Annotated in this window: 11 protein-coding genes; 8 read left to right on the top strand and 3 right to left on the bottom strand. The window is 74.5% G+C overall.

Translation table 11 applies throughout. From position 1 onward, the window contains the following. Positions 1-51 precede the first annotated feature (51 nt). The 7 genes from ACO0M4_RS00055 to ACO0M4_RS00025 all read left to right on the top strand — a co-directional run bounded on the left by ACO0M4_RS00055 (position 52) and on the right by ACO0M4_RS00025 (position 13,192). Positions 52-387, top strand: a complete 336-nt coding sequence (locus tag ACO0M4_RS00055; protein ID WP_430367436.1) for a hypothetical protein — start codon at positions 52-54, stop codon at positions 385-387. After that, positions 384-773 (top strand): GPW/gp25 family protein, encoded by a 390-nt coding sequence (locus ACO0M4_RS00050; protein WP_390023648.1) that lies wholly within the window; start codon positions 384-386, stop codon positions 771-773. Before ACO0M4_RS00055 ends, ACO0M4_RS00050 begins: the two co-directional genes overlap by 4 nt. Further along, positions 773-4,102: a putative baseplate assembly protein gene (locus ACO0M4_RS00045; RefSeq protein ID WP_430367435.1), complete on the top strand. Its 3,330-nt coding sequence runs from the start codon at positions 773-775 to the stop codon at positions 4,100-4,102. The genes ACO0M4_RS00050 and ACO0M4_RS00045 overlap by 1 nt, the downstream gene beginning before the upstream one ends. After that, complete coding sequence (locus tag ACO0M4_RS00040; RefSeq protein WP_430367434.1) at positions 4,099-8,154, top strand: putative baseplate assembly protein; 4,056 nt, start codon at positions 4,099-4,101, stop codon at positions 8,152-8,154. The genes ACO0M4_RS00045 and ACO0M4_RS00040 overlap by 4 nt, the downstream gene beginning before the upstream one ends. Then, positions 8,151-10,376, top strand: a complete 2,226-nt coding sequence (locus tag ACO0M4_RS00035) for a hypothetical protein (protein ID WP_430367433.1) — start codon at positions 8,151-8,153, stop codon at positions 10,374-10,376. Before ACO0M4_RS00040 ends, ACO0M4_RS00035 begins: the two co-directional genes overlap by 4 nt. Before the next feature lie 114 nt (positions 10,377-10,490). Next, positions 10,491-12,131, top strand: a complete 1,641-nt coding sequence (locus ACO0M4_RS00030) for a DUF6519 domain-containing protein (RefSeq protein WP_430367432.1) — start codon at positions 10,491-10,493, stop codon at positions 12,129-12,131. Beyond that, positions 12,131-13,192 carry a peptidoglycan-binding protein gene (locus tag ACO0M4_RS00025; RefSeq protein ID WP_430367431.1) on the top strand — a complete coding sequence of 354 codons (1,062 nt, stop codon included), beginning with the start codon at positions 12,131-12,133 and terminating at the stop codon, positions 13,190-13,192. Before ACO0M4_RS00030 ends, ACO0M4_RS00025 begins: the two co-directional genes overlap by 1 nt. Before the next feature lie 820 nt (positions 13,193-14,012). Here ACO0M4_RS00025 and ACO0M4_RS00020 read toward each other — a convergent pair. The 3 genes from ACO0M4_RS00020 to ACO0M4_RS00010 all read right to left on the bottom strand — a co-directional run bounded on the left by ACO0M4_RS00020 (position 14,013) and on the right by ACO0M4_RS00010 (position 17,444). After that, a complete protein-coding gene (locus ACO0M4_RS00020; RefSeq protein ID WP_430367430.1) occupies positions 14,013-15,143 on the bottom strand; it encodes a hypothetical protein in 1,131 nt (376 codons plus the stop codon). 91 nt (positions 15,144-15,234) lie between these two features. Beyond that, positions 15,235-16,119: a hypothetical protein gene (locus ACO0M4_RS00015; RefSeq protein WP_430367429.1), complete on the bottom strand. Its 885-nt coding sequence runs from the start codon at positions 16,117-16,119 to the stop codon at positions 15,235-15,237. A 134-nt stretch (positions 16,120-16,253) separates the two neighbouring features. Next, positions 16,254-17,444, bottom strand: coding sequence for a VWA domain-containing protein (locus ACO0M4_RS00010; protein ID WP_430367428.1), 1,191 nt, complete (start codon positions 17,442-17,444; stop codon positions 16,254-16,256). A 155-nt stretch (positions 17,445-17,599) separates the two neighbouring features. Here ACO0M4_RS00010 and ACO0M4_RS00005 point away from each other — a divergent pair. After that, positions 17,600-17,731 (top strand): helix-turn-helix domain-containing protein (locus ACO0M4_RS00005; RefSeq protein WP_430371160.1); only part of this gene is annotated, 132 nt, incomplete at its 3' end.

Raw genomic sequence — 17,731 nt, 5'->3', positions numbered from 1 at the left:
GGGGAGGCAGGACAGATGGCGAGCGGGAATCTCCTTCACGGCGGATTAGCCATGGGGTGTCCGCATGGCGGGCGGGTGGTGCCGGTCTCGGCCGGCGGTGGAGTGGGCGCGGCGGTACGGATCGACGGTGCGCCGGTGGCCACCGCCGCGGATCTCTTCGTGGTCAGTGGGTGTGCGCAGGTCGTGGCGGGGCGTCCGCAGCCCTGTACCAGCGTGCGGTGGATGCCGGACGGCGGCGGTCGCCACGTGTGTGTGGACGGCGTGCCGGTGCTGCTGGACACGACGGCGGCGATGTGTTTCAGCGCCGGGCTGGTGCCGCAGGGCCCGCCGATGGTGGTCGCCGTCAACCAGGTGGGCGGAGCGCAGCAGGGGGTGACGAGCCGATGAGGGCGACACGGCAGGTACGGCGTACCGACATCGCCTTTCCGTATCGCGTGGACCGGCGGGGGCGGACCGCCCACGCCCGTTATGACGCGCATGTGCGGGATCTGGTCGAGCAGTTGCTGTTCACCAGTCCTGGTGAGCGGGTGATGCGACCGGATTTCGGGTGTGGGCTGTTGGATCTGGTCTTCACGCCGAACAGTCCGGAGTTGGCCTCCGCCATCGAACTGTCCGTGCAGGCGGCGCTCCAGCGCTGGCTGGGCGAGCTGATCGAGGTGGAGTCGCTGGACGTGGTGAGCGAGGAGAACGTGGTGCGGGTGTCTCTCCAGTACGTGGTGCGCGCCACCGCCAGCCGCCGCGACGAGGTGTTCGAGGGGCGGGGGGCGGAGTGATGGGCAGCGGTACCCGAGCGGCCGGGGTGAGCCGGCGGGAGCGGATCAGGGCGGCGCAGCGCAACGGTGTGGACGCGGTGGAGGTCGCCGAGGACGGGCGGACGCTGACCGTCACCTTCCTGGGGAAGGCGCCGCACGGGCTGCGTCCGGAGAACGTCCGGATCGACGGCGGGCGGCGGATCACCGGCATCGAGGCGCTGGAGATCACGGTCGAGCGGGAGGAGGATCCCGAGCTCGACGACCGGCTGGTGGTGGTACTGGACCGGGCCGGTGACTTCTCGTCGTACCGGCTGTCGGTGGTGGAGACCGATCCGTACGGGCGGCCGGGCACCGAGCCGTTCCCGGGGTTCGACCAGCGGTACTTCTCGGCGGAGTTCTCGTTCCGGCCGAACTGTCCGACGCCGTTCGACTGCCAGGACGGCAACGGCAACGGGGACGGCGGCGACGACGGGGACGGCCACCTCCGTGGGGCCGGGCGACTGCCGGCGGCCTTCCGGTCCGCGCCCGTCATCGACTACACCGCGCGGGACTACGACACCCTCCGGCAGGTCGTCCTGGACCGGCTGCGGCTGACGACCCCGGAGTGGGTGGAGCGGAACCCCGCCGACCTCGGCACCACCCTGGTCGAGCTCCTCGCCTACACCGCCGACCAGATCAGCTACCAGCAGGACGCGGTGGCGACCGAGGCGTATCTGGACACCGCGCGGCGCCGGGTGTCGGTGCGGCGGCACGTGCGGCTGATCGACTACCCGATGCACGACGGCTGCACGGCGCGGGCGTTCGTGTCGGTGGAGGTGGTGGCGCCGCTGACGCTGCTGCCGGGGACCTTCCGGTTCGCCGCCGTCGACTACCGCACTCCCCCGGCCACCGCCGGGAGGTACCCCCACGGGCCGCGGGACCGGCCAGAGATCGGGTCGGTGATCGACGACGGGGAGCTGGCCGTGCTGGCCGAGCACGGGGCGCTGGAGGTGTTCGAGCCGGTGGTGCGGGACGTGCCGCTGCGGCTGCTCCCCCAGCACCACACCATCCGGTTGTGGACGTGGGGCGGGGAGGTCTGCGGACTGCCGAAGGGCGCGACCGCCGCCACCCTCGCCGACGGGTGGGCCGACGAGGACGCCGGGCGGCGGGAGTTGGCGCTGGCCCCCGGTGACCTGCTCCTCTTCGAGGAGGTCAAGGGGGCGCGGACCGGGACGCCGGGCGATCAGGATCCGACCCACCGGCAGGTGGTGCGGCTGACGTCCGTCACCCCGGGCGTCGATCAGCTCGTCGGGCAGCCGGTCCTGGAGGTCACCTGGGCCGCAGAGGACGCGCTGACGTTCCCGTTGCGGCTGACCACCCGCGGCGGCCGGGACTGTGCGCCCGTCGAGGACGTGAGCGTGGCACGCGGCAACGTGGTGCTGGTGGACCACGGGCGGACGCTGGACGGGGACGGAGACGGGGACGGATACGGGGACGGGGGCGGGGGGCAGGTCGTCGAGACCGTGCTCGTTCCGCCCGTGCCCGCCGTCCTGGAGTCCTGCGGCCCGCCGGCGTTCGGTTGTTGGGACGGCGGACACGGCGGAAACGCTGTCGCGCAGTTGGTGAACGACCTCATCGACCGGGCGGAGGGCGGTCGGGAGCTGTCCCCCGACGATGTCCGGCGGCTGTTCGCGACGGTGGGGGAAGAGGCCGCCGAACGGGCCGGCGTCGGGCTGGAGTTGGCGGGGCTGCGCGCCGAGAGGGTGGTTCCGGGGACCGCGTATGCGCAGGCCGCGGTGTTGCGGACGCTCCTGGCGCAGTCGGTGTACCCGGGGATCGTGCCGCGGTTCCGGCCGGTGTTGGGCCGCTCGCCGGTCGTCCAGGCGGTGCCGTTCCCGCAGCCGCGGTACGTCGCGGCCGGGCAGGCGGAGCGGCTGGCGGCGATCCCGGAGCGGGTGCGGGAGCGGCTGGTGGAGCTGTGGCGCAGCGCCCGGGACCGGGACGGGCTGGACGAGCCGGAGATCGCCGAGCTGACCGTGCTGTTCGGGCTCAAGGTGGTGGAGCGCCTGGAGCTGGCCCGGCATCCGGTGCGGGCGCTGCGGGAGTTGCTGCACCGCAGCCCGCAGTTGCTGGACGGCAAGCTGCGCAGGCTGGCGGTGCTTGCGGCGCGAGCCCGGGCGGGAACGGTGCTGGACGGGCGTACCGCGTGGGAGGTCGCGCAGACCTGGGGGCCGGCCTACGCGGTGGGGCTGCATCCGGACGAGCCGGTGCTGCACGGCCCGGCCGCCGCCGTCCTTCAGGACCCGCGGGAGGCCCTGCCGGCGATCCGTCTCCAGGAGGTCACGGACGCCATCGGGGCCGAGGGGGCGGACGGGGCCGGCGGGACCGCGGACGCCACGGGCGGCGCGGTGGCCGGCACCGCTTGGCTCCCCCGTCGCGATCTGCTGCGCAGCGGCCCCCGCGACCGGCACGTCGTGGGCGAGTTGGAGGACGACGGGCGGCTGGCGCTGCGGTTCGGCGACGGGCGCTACGGGGCCCGGCCGACGCCCGGCAGCCGGCTCGCCGTCCACTACCGGATCGGCGGCGGTACGGCCGGGAACGTCGGTGCCGAGTCGATCGGCCATCTGGTGTTGCGGCGCGACCCGGCGGAATCGGAGGCCGCGGATCCGCTACCGGTGGCCGGGGTCCGCAATCCGCTGCCCGCGGTGGGCGGCACGGATCCGGAACCGGTGGAGCAGGTCAGGCAGTTGGCGCCGCTGGACCTGAAGCGGACCCGCCTGCGGGCGGTCACCGCGGAGGACTACGCGGCGTTGGCCGCCGGTCTGCCGGGCGTACAACGCGCGGCGGCGGAGATCCGGTGGACCGGCAGCGTCCATGAGGCGCACGTCGCCCTCGACGCGTACGGGACCGAGGACCCTCCCCCGGCCCTGCTGGACGCCGTCGGTTACGCGCTGGAGAGCTACCGGCGGATCGGGCACGACCTGGTGGTGCAGCCGGCGCGCTGGGTGCCGCTGGACGTGGCGCTGGAGGTGTGTGCCGAGCCGGGACACCAACACGGGCAGATCCTGGCCGAGTTGTACCGGGTGCTGGGCGGCCGGGCGCTGTCCGGCGGTCGGCTGGGCTTCTTCCATCCGGACGCGCTGACGTTCGGGGAGCCGGTGCGGTTGAGCCGGTTGGTGGCGGTGGCCGCGGCGGTGCCGGGCGTCCGGAGTGTGGTGGTGAGCCGGCTGCGCCGGATGTTCCATGAGGACCAAGGGGAACGGGAGGCGGGGGTGCTGCGGCTGGGGCCGTTGGAGATCGCCCGCTGCGACAACGATCCGGACCGGCCCGAGAACGGCCGGCTGGTCATCGAGCTCGGGGGTGGGCGATGACGGAGCACGAGACGGCGGGTGGCGGTACCTCCCGCTGGCGGGGTACCGGGAGTGGCGGCGGGTGCGGCTGCGGCTGCGACGCGGGCGGGGACGGGGGTGGACACGACGAGCGTCGCGCCGATCCCGCGCTCTACAACCCGCCGGGTCGCACCGCCCTCGCCTACCGCGTGGGCGACCACGGTGCGTTCCTGGCCGCGATGCTGGACCGGCTCGCCTCGCCGGCGTATCCGGCGCTGCGCGGGCTGACCGTCCGCACCCCCGACGACCCGTCCATCGGGCTGCTGGACTCGTGGGCCGTGCTCGGTGACCTGTTGACGTTCCACAGCGAGCGGATCGCCGACGAGGGGTATCTGCGGACCGCCAACGAGCACCGTTCGTTGGCGTTGCTGGGCCGGCTGGTGGGGCACCGGCCGCGGCCGGGGGTCGCCGCCGACACCCATCTCGCCTACGTCCTGGACCGTGATCCGCGGGCCGGTGACCTGCCGGTGGTGATCCCGCGCGGGGCGCGCAGCCACAGTGTGCCGGCCGGGTCGGACGAGGAGTCGCAGACCTTCGAGACCGACGAGGACCTGACGGCGCGCTGGGCGTGGAACGAGCTGAAGGTGCGGCACCGCCGGCCCGCGCTGCTGACCGCGGACGATCTGACCAACCGCCCCGAGCTGCTGGTGGCGGGGACGTCCACGGGGCTGACCGTCGGCGACCGGCTGCTGTTCGACTTCGGGGCGCAGCGGGTGCTGCTGCCGGTGGCGTCGGTGCGGTCGGACCGCACGCAGGACGTGACCGGGCTGGGGCTGCCGAAGGCGGCACCGGCGTCGCTGCCGGAGTTGGTCACCGAGCTGCGGGCGTGGATCACCGAGCCGCCGCTGTCCACGGACCCGGACGACCCGGACTATCCGCCGCCGGCCACGCCGCAGGCTCCCAATCCGCGGCCGGTGAGCCGGTTCATCGCGGATTTCGACGGGCAGGTGCTGGCGCCGCTGCGGAAGGACCTGGACGGGATTGCCACCCCGGACGCGTTCACCGCGCGACTGGCCGGGCCGCACGAGCGGCTGGCGGAGGCGCAGGCGGTGGCGGCCGGCTACCCGGAGGTCGCGGCGTGGTTCGAGGAGCTGCAAGCGGTCGTCGGTGAACTGGCGCGGCGCGCCGGCCAGTTGGCTGGGGAGGCGCCGGAGCCGCCCGCTCCGGGGTCGGGGAGCACGGCCCCGGCCGCGGACCCGGCCACGGCCCCCGCCCCGTCCCGCACCCCGTCCCCGGATGCGGCCCCTCCCCCGGTCCCCACCGCCCTCGCCGCCCTCGCCGCCGTCCTGCCGGCGTTGCGCACCCGGGTCGTCCGCCCGCCGTCCGCCGCCCGGGAGGCCGCCGGTGATCCCCGGCGGGCGTTCGGTGCCGGCTCTGACCTGGGCGCGCGGCTGCTCTCCGCGCTCGATCCGCGGGTCGCCGACGGCCTCTACCCGGCGTGGCGGCGGGCCGCCGCGCCGCCCCCGGCGACCGGCGCGGAGACGCCCGGGAAGACCGGGAGCGCCGGGCGGACCAGGCAGACCGCAGCCCCCGCGCAACCACTGCTCCGCGCCCTCCTGGCCATGCGGGTCACCGCCACCCCATTCGGTGCGACGGCGCCGCTCAAGCCTGTACAGGATGACCGGGGCCGGGTCATCAGGACCGCGGACTGGCCGGTGACCGGGGCCGCGCTGACCACCGTACGGGTGGTGTTCGACACCGCGGGGAAGGTCCCGGTCCGGGCCGAGGTGCAGCACGCCGAGACCGGCAGTTCGGACCAGCGGGCGGAGAACCTGCCCGCCGACACCTCCTTCCCGCTCGGCCCGGGCCGGGTCGAGCTGCACACCCGCACCGGCCAGGACCACGACCTGAGTTGGCTGGGCCGTCGTCCGGTGGACTCGCAGGAGCCGGGGGTCACCGCCCGGCTGCTGGCGGGGCTGCCGGAGCGGACGCTGTTCGTCTCCCGGCCGGCGGAGGACGGGCGGATCCACGTCTCGGTGGACAACGGGACCCCGCAGTCGTGGCTGCTGGCGCCCGGCGAGCACCGGCAGGTCACGCAGGGCGAGTACGAGCTGCGGGTGCGGGTGGCGTCCGGTGGTGAGCCGCCGGGCGTGGAGATCGGGATCGCGACGGTGCCGCAGCCGTCCGACCGGCACGCGCTCGCGCTGGACGCGGTGTACGACGGGATCACGGTCGGCAGTTGGGTCGCCATCGAGCGGCCCCGCAAGGGCGCGGACGGCCCGGACGGCATCCCCGGCGACAAGAAGCTGGCGTTCGTCACCACCCGGGTCACCGCGGTCCGCACCGCGGTGCACACCCAGTACGGGATCACCGGGCGGGGCACGGTCCTCACCCTCGCCGACCCGTGGCTGGACGAGCACGACGTCACACTGGACGCCATCCGGGACACCACCGTCCACGCCGCGGGCCAGGACCTGACGCAGGCGGACGACCCGGTGGGCGAGGACGTCCACGGCGACCGGCTGGAACTCGCCGCGCTGTACGACGGGTTGCACCCGGGCCGCTATCTGGTCGTCTCCGGCGAGCGGACCGACATCCCCGGCGTGACCGGGGTGCGGGGCACCGAGCTGGCGGTGATCGCGGGCGTGGAGCAGAGCCTGGATCCGAGCCTGCCCGGGGACCGGGTGCACACCACGCTGACCCTGACCCGCAATCTGTCGCACCGCTACCTGCGGGATTCGGTGCGGGTCCAGGGCAACGTCGTCCCGGCGTCGCACGGCGAGAGCCGCGACGAGGCGATCGGCAGCGGTGACGCGGCGCGCGCCAACCAGACCTTCGCGCTCTGGCAGTCCCCGCTGACCTGGCTGCCGTCCGACAACCCCCTGGGGGCCGTCCCGCAGTTGGAGATCCGGGTGGACGGGCTGCGCTGGCACCCGGTGGACAGCCTGGCCGGCCGCGGCCCCGACGAGCGGGTGTACGTCACCGGTACGGCTGCCGGGGGCACCTCCGGGTCGAGCGGGGCCGGGAAGGGGGGCGGGCAAACGACGGTGACCTTCGGCGACGGGGTGCACGGCGCCCGGCTGCCGACCGGCCACGACAACGTACGGGCCCGCTACCGCTTCGGCACCGGCCGGGCCGCCAACGTGGCGGCGGACCGCATCACCCAGGCCGTCACCCGCCCGCTGGGCGTCACCGGCGTCACCAACCCGCAGCCGGCCACCGGCGGCGCGGACGCGGACGGCCCGGCGCTGACCCGGCGCACCGTTCCGTTGGCGGTCTCCGCCCTGGACCGGCTGGTGTCCCTGGCGGACTACGAGGACTTCGCCCGCTCCCGGGCGGGCATCGGCCGGGCCGCGGCCCGCGAGGTGTTCGACGGGCGGCGGCAGGTGCTGCACGTGACGGTGGCCGGCGTCGACGACATTCCTCCCCCACCCTTCGGCCGGGGGGACCCCCATCTCGCTTCGCTCGCTCCGGACGCGGAGGTGCTGCGGGCGCTGCGGTCGTCGCTGGCGGAGTACGGGGACGGCCGGCTGCCGGTGCGGGTGGACGTCCGGGAGCCGGTGCTGCTGCTGTGCGCCGCGAAGATCAAGGTGGCGCCGGACTACGCGTGGTCGCTGGTGGCACCGCGGGTCCGGGCGGCCCTTTTGGCGCGCCTCGGCTATGACGGGCGGGAGCTGGGGCAGCCGGCCCAGTTGTCGGAGGTGCTGGCCGCCGCCCAGGCGGTGCCCGGGGTGGACTACGTGGACGTGGACGCCTTCACCGGCGTGCCGGCGTCCGTCACCACGGAGGAACTCGCCGCGCTCACCGACGCGTTGGCGGATCCGCCGCGGACGCGGGTGGCGGCCCGGCTCGCCCGGTACGACGAGCGGATCCACGAGGTGTCCGCGGACGGCGTGGAGACCCTGACCTCCGTCGCCGCCCAGTACGGCATCTCGCTGGCCGAGCTCCTGCGCCTGAACCCCGACCTCACCGACACCCGCCCGCTGGCCAAGGGCCGCGCGCTCAGTGTCTTCCGCGGCATCCGGCCGGCGCAGCTCGCGCTGTTCTCACCGCGGGTCGCGGACACGCTGATCCTGACGGAGGAAATCGGATGACCACCAACAGGGAGCCGGACGGGCTCGCGGAGCTGCTCCCGCAGTGGCACCGGCTGCGGGACTCCGAAGACCCCGCGCGGGGCGAGCCGCTGCGGGCGCTGCTGGCGGTGATCGCCGAGCAGGTCGACCGGGTCCGGGACGGCGTCGCCCAGCAGTACGACGACTGGTTCGTGGAGAGCGCCGCCGAGTGGGTGCTGCCCTACCTGGGCGATCTGGTGGGCTACCGTCCGCTGCCCGGGTACGAGCGGGTGCTGGCCACCGGGCTGCGGGACGGCGGGCTGCCGGACGCCTCGCGGCGACGACTGGCGGAGGCCCTGGCACCGCGCCGCGATGTGGCGGCCACGGTCGGCAACCGGCGGCGCAAGGGCACCCTGGCGCTGCTGGAGGAGCTGTCCGAGGGGGTGGCGGGCTGGCCGGCGCGGGCGGTGGAGTTCTCCCGGCTGGTCGCGCACCAGCAGCCGGTGCGGCTCTACGGGGCGGCCACCGAGGCGGCCGACGCGCGGCGGCGCGGAAGCGGCCGGCTGGTGGACGTCCGGGACGGTGCGGCGCTGGACCTGGCCGGTGGGCCGTTCTGTACGGTCGCCCGCTCGGTGGACGTCCGACGCGTCAACTCACGCCGCGCGCAAGGTGGTTACTCGCCGGCCGGGGTCGGCCTGTTCGTCTGGCGGCTGAAACCGTACGCGGTGACCCGGGCGCCGGCGTACTGCATCGACCGGGCCCGCAACCTCTACACCTTCGCGATCCTGGGCAACGACACCCCGCTGATCACCCGCCCGGAGCCGGAGCCGTCGGCGACCCACCTCGCCACGGTCGACAACGTCCCAGCACTGATCACCCGCCGGCAGCTGCACGACCGGCTCGCGGACTACTACGGGCCAGGCAAGAGCTTCGTGATCCGGCGGGACGGCGCGGACCGGCCGGTCCCGCTCGCCGACGTCGTCGTCGCCGACCTGAGCCAGTGGCGCTACCGGCCCAAGCGCGGGCAGGTCGCCGTCGACCCGGAGCTGGGGCGGATCGCGTTCGGGGCCCGGTCGGCGCCACGGCAGGGCGTCTGGGTGGACTACCACTACGGGTTCGGGGACGATCTGGGGGGCGGGGAGTACGCCCGCGAGCGCAACGAGACGGGGGTCCCCTCGGCCGACGGCCGGGGGAGGTCGACCCCGCCGGACGCCGCCGTCTACCGGGTCGGTCCCGACGGGCCGTTCCGGCGGATCATGGACGCCTACACGGCCTGGCAGCACGACCGGCGGGCCGGCCGGTGCGGCCCCGACGGCCTCATCGAGATCACCCACAGCGGCGCCTACCAGGAGCAGCTGGACTTCGACCTGGAGCCGGGCGACCGGTTGGAGCTGCGCGCCGCCGAGGGCACCCGCCCGGTCATCCGGCTGCTGGACTGGTACAGCAACCGGCCGGACGCACTCAACATCCGTGCCGCACAGACCGCGTGCGCGCCCGGTGAACGGCCGCGGATGGTGCTGGACGGGCTGCTGGTCGCCGGCCGCGGCCTCAACGTCACCGGCCCGCTGGGGTCGCTGGTGGTGCGGCACTGCACCCTCGTACCGGGCTGGTCGTTGGAGCCGGAGTGCCACCCGGCCTCCCCCGAGGAGCCGAGTCTGGTCCTGGACCGCACGACGGCCTGTGTGGAGATCGACCGGACGATCCTCGGCACCATCGAGGTGATCGGCGACGAGGTCGGCACCGATCCGCTCCCGATCCACCTGCGCGACAGCATCCTGGACGCCACCGGCACCGACCGCGCGGCACTCTCGGCGCCGGACTGCCGGCATGCGCACGCGGAGCTGTCCGTGCACCGGACCACGGTCCTCGGCGAAGTACACACCCACGCGGTGCGCCTGGCGGAGAACAGCCTCTTCACCGGGCGGCTGCACGTGGCCCGGCGCGGGGTGGGCTGTGTGCGGTTCTGCTACGTCCCGCCCGGGTCGCGGACCCCGCGCCGGTACCGCTGCCAGCCGGACCTGGTGGGCCCCGATGGGGGAGCCGCCCGGGTCCGGCCCCTGCTGCGCAGCGAGCGCTACGGGACGCCGTGGTACGGGCAGTTGGCGGCGGGCTGCGCCGACGAGATCGTCCGCGGTGCGGAGGACGGCGCGGAGCTGGGCGCGTACCACGACCTCTACCTGCCGCAGCGGGCGGACAGCCTGCGGGCCCGGCTCGCGGAGTACACCCCGGCGGGAACCGACGCGGGGATCGTGTTCGTGACATGACCCCTCACCCGCCCCACCGGCCCGCCGAACTCCCGCCCAGCGGCGCCCACTTGTGCACCACCACCGACCACCACCACCGACCGTCGAAGCTTCCGTACGAGGGGGACCCCTTCCATGCACGCTGACCTCTCCCGCATCACCTACCGGCCGGAGCGCCACTATTCCGCGGTGGTGGCGCAGCAGGGCCGGGTCCAGCTGGACGCCGACGCCAACGAACAGACCGCGATCCAGCTGTTCCAGGCCCGCACCCTGGCCGCCGACCTGATCGGACCGCACGGCGGGCCGCAGGGCGCCACCGGCTTCAAGATCGACCTCCGGGGCGGCCCGCGCGAGTTGGACGACCTCGTCATCCGTGGCGGCCGTTACTACGTCGACGGGATCCTGTGCGACGCCACCCGCCCGCAGCCCGGCACGCCGGTACCGACCGCCACCGGCCACAAGGAGGGCGACGAAGAAGCGGGCGCCCCCGTAGGGAACGCGGACGCCCCGGCCGAGCCCGCCGACCACGAAAACTGGACGTACTGGGACCAGCCGGACGGCTTCCGTGACCCGGAATGCCCCGGCGACCGACTGCCCTCCCAGTTCCCCTACCTGGTCTACCTGAAGGTGTGGGAACGACTGGTCACCGCCGCGGAGGACCCGGCGCTGCGCGAAGTGGCACTGGGGGCCGCACTGCCGGACACCGCGGCCCGCACCAAGGTGGTGTGGCAGGTGCTGCCGCTGCCGGCGTCCGCACTGGGCCTGGACGGCGACAACCCGCCGGCCGGCGACATCCGCACCGCCTTCACCAACTGGACGCGGAAGACCGCCACCCCCGACTGCCGGCTGGCGGCCCGCAGCGAACGCCCCGACCACGCCGACGACGACCCCTGCCTGGTCGCCCCCGAGGCCCGCTACCGCGGCCCCGAGAACCAGCTCTACCGCGTCGAGGTGCACGACGGCGGCACCGCCAAGGACGCCACCTTCAAGTGGTCCCGGGAGAACGGCTCGGTCACCTTCCCCGTCGACGAACTGGACGGCACCTGGGTCGAGTTGGCCTCCCTGGGCGGCGACGACAAGCTGTCACTCCAGGTCGGCGACCTGGTCGAGTTCGTGGACACCGGCTACACCAGCCGGGGCGAGGCGGCCCCACTGCTGCGGGTGGAGGAGGTCGACCTGCCCGGCCGCCGGGTGCGCCTCTCGGACGAGCCGGCCCCGCACGTGGGCCGGCGGCCCGAGCTGCATCCGTTCCTGCGCCGCTGGGACCACCAGGAGGCCGGCCGGAAGACGGTCCGCCGCGGCGACCGGGCCGGCCGGCTCCGGCACGGCGCGATCCCGGTGGCGGAGGGCGACTGGCTGCCCCTGGAGGACGGCGTCGAGGTGTACTTCGAGGCCGGCCGCACCTACCGCACCGGCGACTTCTGGCTGATCCCGGCCCGTACCGCCACCGGCGGCGTCGAGTGGCCCACGGACCGGGCGCGCCGCCCACTGCTCCAGCACCCGTCCGGGATCGCCGTGCACTACGCGCCGCTGGCCTGGGTGCACGGCGAACAGGCCGTGCCCGACCTGCGGTTGGCGTTCCGGCGGCTGGCGGCCGACATCCCCGCGGCGGACGACGCGGCGCTGGCCGCCGAGGCCGCGGCGGAGGCGGCGGACCGCGGCGACCTGGGGACGCTGTCGGCCGGCGCGGCAGGCGGAAGCGGCCCGGCACGCCCCCGGTCGCAGACCACGGCGGAGGCCGAGGCGCAGGTGGACGAGACCGGAGAGGCGGGCTGATGGCCACCCCGCTGACCGGAAGCCAGCTGCTGGCCGCGCTGCGCACGGAGGGGCTGGTCATCCACGAGGTCCGCGACTGGCGCCGGCACAACCGGAACACCAAGGGCGCCTGGGGGCCGATGAACGGGGTGGTCGTCCACCACACCGCCACCGAGGGCACCGACACCTCGGTGGACCTCTGCTACGACGGGCGCCCGGACCTGCCGGGGCCGCTCTGCCACGGCGTCATCGACAAGGCCGGCGAGGTGTACCTGGTCGGCAACGGCCGCGCCAACCACGCCGGCCTCGGCGACCGCAACGTCCTCCAGGCGGTGATCGACGAGGAGGAACTCCCCAAGGACCGCCTCGCCGACACCGACGGCAACCGCCACTTCTACGGCTTCGAGTGCATCAACCTCGGCGACGGCCAGGACCCGTGGCCGGAGCCGCAACTGCTGGCGGTGGAGAAGGCCGCGGCGGCGATCTGCCGGGCGCACGGCTGGGGCGAGCGGTCGGTGATCGGACACAAGGAGTGGCAGCCGGGGAAGATCGACCCGCGCGGCTTCACGATGGACCTACTACGGGACCGGATCAAGGACCGCCTGTCCCGTCCCCCCGAGGGCCCGGTACCCCCGGACCCGGCCACCCAGCAGCAGCCTGGCGGCATCACCCAGGACCCGGCGAACGGGGGTGACGGCAGCGGCAGTGGGGTTGGCGGAAGTGGTGGCGGAGGCGGGGCTGGCGGGGCTGGCGGGGCTGCCGGCACCGACGGCGCCGGGGCCTCCCCGGCCGCCCCACCCATGCCGCAACACCCGCCCTACGAGCCCTTCCCCGGCGGCGAGTTCTTCCGGTCCGGCGCCCGCAGCCCGGTGATCGCGGCGATGGGCGAACGCCTGATCGCCGAGGGCTGCGACCATTACCGCCGCGGCTCCGGCCCGGACTGGAACGACGCCCACCGCAAGTCCTACGCCTCCTGGCAACGCAAACTCGGCTTCCACGGCAAGGACGCCGACGGCATCCCCGGCCGCACCACCTGGGACCGCCTCCACGTCCCCAACACCCACTCCACCCCGAACACCTAGACCCTGGCCTGCCGTTAGCTCTGGCCGTGGCCCGTGGCCGTGGCCGTGTGGCCCGTGGCCGCGTGGTCTGCAACCCCAGCCTCTAGCCTCAGCTCGAAGCGCGGCGCCGGGCCCGGTGCCCGGTGCCCGGGTGCTCGGCGCCCGGGTGCTCGGCGCCCGGGTGCTCGGGTGCCGCCCAATGCGTGGTGCACGTCCGGGACTTGGTGCACGTCCGGCACTTGGTGCACGTTCGGTCCGGTCCGTTGCGCCCGTCGTCCACCCGCCCGCCCGGTAACCGGCGTGCACCCAGTACGTCGCGCCCGCCCGCCCGCCAGCTGGCGCACGCCCACCCGTTGCACCCGCCCCGTTCGACCACCAACGCAGAATCGGCCACCAACATCGCACGTTGGTAGCCGAATTGATCGATCTTCACCCAGGACTTCGCCGCAACTTCCCCCTCCGAGACCGCGACCGCGACCGGGGCTGGGGCTGGGGCTGGAACCGAGACCGGGACCGAAACCCGGACCGGAACCGGACCCGGGAATACCTCCCCCCGCCCCACCCGTTGTGGCCCCGCAGGGGGCCCGCGCATCCCCTAGGGAATCCGTTCCCCTCCCACCTACGGGAAAAGGCCCTCCCCCACCCAAGGGAAGCGGCCCGTCCCACCTACGGAAAAGGCCGGGTGACCCTCCCCCACAGAGGGCCACCCGGCGTCTTTCACTGGGCGGGGTGAGGTGATCCCCACATCACCCCGTCCGCCTCATCCGGCATCCCGGGTGCCCGGGTTCCGACCGCCGCCGCGGCCGGTCACCGGTGCACCTCTTGCGGTCTGCCGAACGGTTCAGAGGCCCTGCACGGGGAGGGCGGGCACCGCCGGGACGTTGGCGGCGTTGGTCAGGTCGGCCAGGTTGGCGGGCACGGCCGGGGTCAGGCCCTTGGCGCCGGCGACGGTGGTGGTCGCGGTGCCCTTGCCGTCCATCACCACCACGGTGACCAGGCCCTGCGCGAACGGCACGGCGTCGCTGCCGACACCCTGCGCGAGCCCGGTGGCCTGCCCGGCAACACCCTGCGCGAACGGCACCGCCGAGCCCTGGACGTTCTGGGCGAAGAGCTGGACGCGGCCGCTGACGACGGTCGCGAACGGGGTGGCCTGACCCGCGGCGTCACCGGCGAGCGCACCGACGTTGCCGACCGCGCCCTGGGCGACCGGCAGGACCTTGGCGACCGCCCGACCGGCGACCGGCGGCAGCACGTCGGCGGAGGTGCGGTCGACGACCGGACGCGCGGTGGTCAGGGCGCCCTGGGCCTGCTTGGTCAGCTGCTCGGGACGCAGACCCGCACCGGCGAGACCGGCCAGCAGGTTGTCGACCGAGCCCGGGGCCTTGGGCAGACCGGGGGTCTTGGGCAGCGCCGGGACGCCCGGGAGGCCCTTGGGCAGACCGCCGGGCAGCTTCGCGGCGGGCACGCCCGGGACGGCGGGCAGCTTCGGCAGGGCCGGCAGCTTGCCGTTCACCAGCGCGCCGGCCTTGCCCAGGTCCGCGGTGTTGGCGACCTTGCCGACCTGCTTGACGGCCTTGGTGGCCTGCTTGGTGTCAACGGCCTTCTGGACGTCACCGGTGTTCACGCCGGACAGGCCGGCACCGCCGACGAGCCGACGCACACCGTCCACGACGCCGCCGACCTGCGGCAGCTGACCGGTGGGCAGCTGGTTGGCCGACACCCCGCCGCCGAGCGCCCCGGTCGCCTTGCCGGCCACGCCGGTCACGGTCTTGGTGGCGGTGCCGGCGGCCTTCTGGACGGTGCCGGTGACGGCGCTGGTGGGCAGGTGCTGGGCGGCACCGGTGACCGTGCCGACGGCCGGCAGGTCCGGGGTGGCCGGCAGCTCGGCGGCGTTGGCGGCGACGGAGCCCAGGGCCCACAGGCCGGTGGCGGTGGCGGCGACGGCGATGGAACGGCGGATGTTCGAGCGCATGGTGGTGATGTCCTTCGAATTCGTGAGGTTCAACGGGCAGACCTGTGCCACCCCCGCGCGGCAGGTCTTTCAGACGCGGAGCGGGTCTGCCCTAGCCGGGGAATTCGAGGATTTCTTCGGCCCTGCGGCGCGTCGGAGCGCCATCGGCCGTACGGACGCCACCGGGCAGCAGCCGGAAGCGCGCGGAGTCCGCCGGAACGGCGGCGTGCTGGTCCCCACCACGGGGACCGTGTCCGCCGCCCGCGGTGTGTGCGGGCGGTGCGGCCGGGCCCTGCGGGCCCTGGCCCGGCAGGCCGTGGTGGCCGGCGTCCCGCTGCGGATGGGCAACGGGGCGGGGCTGTGCGGCGGCCGGGTGGTGCGCCGCGTCACCGCAGTGCGCCGGGCGGAACAGGTGCGGCGCACCCGAACCGTCGCCGGTGGGCGCGGCCCCCGGGCCGGTCGCGGCGCCACCGGGCACCCCGCCGTGCGTGGGCGTGCCACCGTCGCCGGGCCGTCCCGGGTGGGTGCCGACGGGGAGGTGGACGGGCAGCGCACCGCTGACCGTGTGCCCGATCCCGCCGATCTCCTTGACCACACCGGTCACGCCGTCCACCGGGCCGGTGAGCCGGCCGGTGACCGGTGCGGCGGCCTGCTCGGCGGGGCGTACCGCGCCCTCGACCTCGGCCGCTGCGGTGTCCGTACGGCGGGCGAGTGCGGTGCCGTCCGCCGCGCCCTGCCGCGCCAACGTGTCCCCGGACTCCGGCAGTCGGCCGGTGTGCTGCGGGGTGGTGGCGTGGTCCGGGGCCTGGGCCCCGGTCAGGGCGGCCGCGGCCGGGTGGCCGTCGGCGGGCGTCCGGTCGGCGGCGTGTGCGCCGGTGCCGTAGGCGACGCCGAGGAGGACGAAGCCGATCAGGAAGAGCCCCGCCAGCAGCGCACGCCGCACGGCCACGGTGCGCGGCAGGCGCACAGCGGCAGGTATGGCGAGCACAGCGGACAAGGAGGGGACCTTCCCAAAGGGACGGGGACAGCCGGGCGCACTGCCTCGGTGTCGCACCCGTCACGGGTGATCGAGCGATGCCCTGATCCTTGCACGACCCGCCAGGTGCCACGCAAGTCCCCCCGGGATTCCTGTCACCGTTGCTCCGCCATGTCCGGTATGGGCAGCGGTCTTTTCTCCAGCGCGGCCGCCATCACCTCCGGGAACAGCTCCGGCGTACAAGCGAACGCCGGAGCTCCCAGGGCCGCGAGGGCCGCCGCATGGTCCCGGTCGTAGGCGGGCGCCCCTTCGTCGGAGAGCGCGAGCAGGGTCACGAACTGCACCCCGGACGCCTTCATCGCGGCGACGCGTCTGAGCATCTCGTCGCGGATCCCGCCCTCGTAGAGGTCGCTGATGAGGACGACCACGGTGTCGGCGGGGCGGCGGATCCGCGACTGGCAGTAGGCCAGCGCCCGGTTGATGTCCGTGCCGCCGCCGAGCTGGGTGCCGAACAGCAGGTCCACGGGGTCGTCCAGGTGGTCCGTCAGGTCGGCGACGGCCGTGTCGAAGACGACCAGGCGGGTGTCGAGGGCCCGCATCGAGGCGAGGACCGCCCCGAACACCGAGGCGTACACCACGGACGCGGCCATCGATCCGGACTGGTCGATGCAGAGCACCACGTCCTTCTTCGTGGACTGCGCGGCGCGCCCGTATCCGATCAGCCGCTCGGGGACGACGGTGCCGTGCTCCGGGAGGTAGTTCTTGAGGTTGGCGCGGATGGTGCGGTTCCAGTCGATGGCGCGGTGTCGTGGGCGGCTGGTCCGCGCGGCGCGGTCCAGCGCTCCGGTGAGCGTGGCCCGGGTGCGGGTGGCCAGCCGCTTCTCCAGCTCCGCGACGACCTTGCGGACGACCGCCCGGGCGGTCTCCTTGGTGGTCTCGGGCATCACTTTGTTCAGGGACAGCAGCGTGCCCACCAGGTGGACGTCGGCCTCGACGGCCTCCAACATCTCGGGCTCCAGCAGCAACGCGGACAGTCCCAGCCGGTCGATGGCGTCCCGCTGCATCACCTGGACCACGGAGGACGGGAAGTACGTCCGGATGTCGCCGAGCCAGCGGGCCACTTGGGGCGCCGACGCGCCGAGCCCGGCCGCCCGGGTGCCGCCGCCGTCGCGCGGCCCGCGGCCCGGCCGCTGGTGCTGGCGCTGTCCGTAGAGCGCCTCCAGTGCTCCGTCCATCGCGGCGTCCTTGCCGCGCAGTTCGCAGCCGGTGCCGTCCGCGCCGGCGCCGCCCAGCACCAGTCGCCAGCGGCGCAGCCGCTCAGCGGCCGGATCGGTCGTGGTGGTCATCCTGTCTCCTTCGTGGATACCCCCACGTTTACGTGGGGGAGGAAGCGGAGCCCCTGCGGAGCAGGGCAAGGAGAGACGAATCGCCGTCGGGCGATTCGTTGTTCACCACCAACAGCCCCCAGTAGGTCACTAGTTGTCGCGTTAGTGTGTGAGCTATGGCTACTTGCGTGAAGCGGGCGTTTAAGTACCGCTTCTCTCCGACGGATGCGCAGGCAGCGGAGCTGTCGCGCACCTTCGGATGCGTGCGCAAGGTCTACAACATGGCGCTCCAGGCGCGTACCGAGGCG

Source organism: Streptomyces sp. RGM 3693 (assembly GCF_050471125.1).
In the GTDB taxonomy this organism is placed as follows: domain Bacteria; phylum Actinomycetota; class Actinomycetes; order Streptomycetales; family Streptomycetaceae; genus Streptomyces.
Note: the sequence above shows the minus strand (reverse complement) of the source record. Positions and strands in the feature narration are given on the sequence as shown.

Coding starts and splice junctions, on each gene's coding strand:
- ACO0M4_RS00055 (WP_430367436.1), top strand. CDS start 52: ATGGGGTGTCCGCATGGCGGGCGGGTGGTGCCGGTCTCGGCCGGCGGT.
- ACO0M4_RS00050 (WP_390023648.1), top strand. CDS start 384: ATGAGGGCGACACGGCAGGTACGGCGTACCGACATCGCCTTTCCGTAT.
- ACO0M4_RS00045 (WP_430367435.1), top strand. CDS start 773: ATGGGCAGCGGTACCCGAGCGGCCGGGGTGAGCCGGCGGGAGCGGATC.
- ACO0M4_RS00040 (WP_430367434.1), top strand. CDS start 4,099: ATGACGGAGCACGAGACGGCGGGTGGCGGTACCTCCCGCTGGCGGGGT.
- ACO0M4_RS00035 (WP_430367433.1), top strand. CDS start 8,151: ATGACCACCAACAGGGAGCCGGACGGGCTCGCGGAGCTGCTCCCGCAG.
- ACO0M4_RS00030 (WP_430367432.1), top strand. CDS start 10,491: ATGCACGCTGACCTCTCCCGCATCACCTACCGGCCGGAGCGCCACTAT.
- ACO0M4_RS00025 (WP_430367431.1), top strand. CDS start 12,131: ATGGCCACCCCGCTGACCGGAAGCCAGCTGCTGGCCGCGCTGCGCACG.
- ACO0M4_RS00020 (WP_430367430.1), bottom strand. CDS start 15,143: ATGCGCTCGAACATCCGCCGTTCCATCGCCGTCGCCGCCACCGCCACC.
- ACO0M4_RS00010 (WP_430367428.1), bottom strand. CDS start 17,444: ATGACCACCACGACCGATCCGGCCGCTGAGCGGCTGCGCCGCTGGCGA.